Origin of the sequence: Streptomyces hirsutus, from assembly GCF_001418415.1 — a bacterium.
GTDB classification, from domain to species: domain Bacteria; phylum Actinomycetota; class Actinomycetes; order Streptomycetales; family Streptomycetaceae; genus Streptomyces; species Streptomyces hirsutus.
This window is the reverse complement of record NZ_LIQT01000754.1, coordinates 1-1,802: the sequence shown is the minus strand read 5'-3', so window position 1 is coordinate 1,802 and position 1,802 is coordinate 1. Positions and strand designations below refer to the sequence as shown.

The 1,802-nt window shown below is 73.1% G+C and carries 3 protein-coding genes; all 3 read left to right on the top strand.

What is annotated here, in order from left to right; genetic code table 11:
* On the top strand, positions 1-755 hold a 755-nt coding region (locus AOK11_RS38295; RefSeq protein ID WP_055598205.1), incomplete at its 5' end, for a zinc-binding dehydrogenase.
* 131 nt (positions 756-886) lie between these two features.
* Complete coding sequence (locus tag AOK11_RS38290) at positions 887-1,096, top strand: HTH domain-containing protein (protein WP_055598204.1); 210 nt, start codon at positions 887-889, stop codon at positions 1,094-1,096.
* On the top strand, positions 1,096-1,662 hold the full coding sequence (locus AOK11_RS38285; protein ID WP_055598203.1) for a Clp protease N-terminal domain-containing protein: 567 nt from the start codon (positions 1,096-1,098) through the stop codon (positions 1,660-1,662). The genes AOK11_RS38290 and AOK11_RS38285 overlap by 1 nt, the downstream gene beginning before the upstream one ends.
* Positions 1,663-1,802 lie beyond the last annotated feature (140 nt).

Sequence of the window (1,802 nt, the reverse complement as noted above, 5' to 3'; positions counted from 1 at the left end):
TCGACGAGGACGGCAACGAGGTCGTCCTGCACTCCGTGATCGGACAGACCGGCCACGGGGTGGGCCCCGGGGAGCCCCGGTCGATCCTGACGGAGCGCTACCCCGGCACGTTCGCCGAGCAGGTCGCCGTGCCCACCTGGAACGTCCTGCCCAAGCCGAAGGAGCTGTCCTTCGAGGAGGCGGCCTGCCTGCCCACGGCCTGGCTGACCGCGTACCGGATGCTGTTCACCAACGCCGGGGTGCGGCCCGGTGACTCCGTCCTGGTGCAGGGCGCCGGCGGGGGCGTCGCCACCGCCGCGATCGTGCTGGGCAAGGCCGCGGGCCTGCGGGTGTTCGCCACCAGCCGGGACGAGGCGAAGCGGAAGCGGGCCCTGGAACTGGGGGCGGTGGAGGCGCTGGAACCCGGGGCGCGGCTGCCGCAGCGGGTCGACGCGGTCATCGAGACGGTGGGGGCCGCGACCTGGTCCCACTCGGTGAAGTCGCTGCGGCCCGGCGGCACGCTGGTGATCTCCGGCGCCACCAGTGGCGACCGGCCCTCGCACGCCGAGCTGACCCGGATCTTCTTCCTGGAGCTCAAGGTCGTCGGGTCGACGATGGGCGGCAAGGACGAACTGGAGGACCTGCTCGCCTTCTGCGCGGCCGCCGGAGTGCGGCCCGTCATCGACGAGGTGCTGCCCATGGACCGGGCCCGGGAAGGGTTCGAGCGGATGGAGACGGGCGGGCAGTTCGGAAAGATCGTGCTCACCGGTCCGTAACCGCGCGGCGGTGGACCTCCCGGTCCTGCCGCCTCCGGCGGCGGTTCTCACGGCCGGTCCGGTCTCCGGGCCGGCCGCCCGCATGTCAACTGGGGTTGACGCGTGGCGCATTGTCAACGTACGTTGACATCATGACTGAGGCAACCGATCTTGCCGAGCGGGCGGGTGACCGCGATCCGCGGGTCGGCCTGCGGGCCGTCGCCGCGCTGCGCAGGCTGCTGGAGCAGTTGGAGGCCGTACAGGTGCGCAACGCGCGCAACCACGGCTGGTCGTGGCAGGAGATCGCCAACGAGCTCGGAGTGAGCAGGCAGGCCGTGCACAAGAAGTACGGGAGGCACTGATGTTCGAGCGGTTCACGAAGGACGCCCGCGCCGTGGTGAAGGGGGCGGTCGAGCAGGCCGAGGAGGCGGGAGCGCGGTATGTCGGCGCCGACCATCTCCTGCTGGCCCTGATCGACCGGGAGGGCAGCCGGGGTTCGTTCGCGCTGGCGGCTCTCGGACTCGCCGAGCGACGGGACTCGGTGCGGGCCGCGGTGGGGGAGGCGCGGCGGAGGGCCGGGCTGACTCAGGCCGAGACCGACGCGCTGGCCGGGCTCGGTATCGATGTCACGGAGATCGTCGCCAGGGTGGAGGACGTGCACGGTCCCGGAGCCATGTCCCGCGACGAAAGGAGCGCCGGCCGGTGGCGTTCGGGGCACCGGCCCTTCACCCGGGAGGCCAAGGACGCCCTGACGGGTGCCCTGCGTGCCGCGACCGACCGCCACGACCGCCACATCGGCGACGAACACCTCCTGCTGGCCCTGACCGTCCGCCCCGGCGTTCCGGCGGAAGTCCTCGCGGATCACGGCGTCACGTACGAGTCCCTGACGAGAGTCCTGTACGGCGACGGGGAGGCCAAGGCGGGCTGAGCGACCGTTGGGGCCGAGGCCGGGGCGCAGGCCGGTCGAGGGCGGGACCCGGCCGGGGCGGAAGTCCGGTCGGGTCCCGGCCGCCCGTCAGGGCGCCGACACGGGCTCAACCGTGAGCTCCCCCGGGGGCGGGTGGGGTG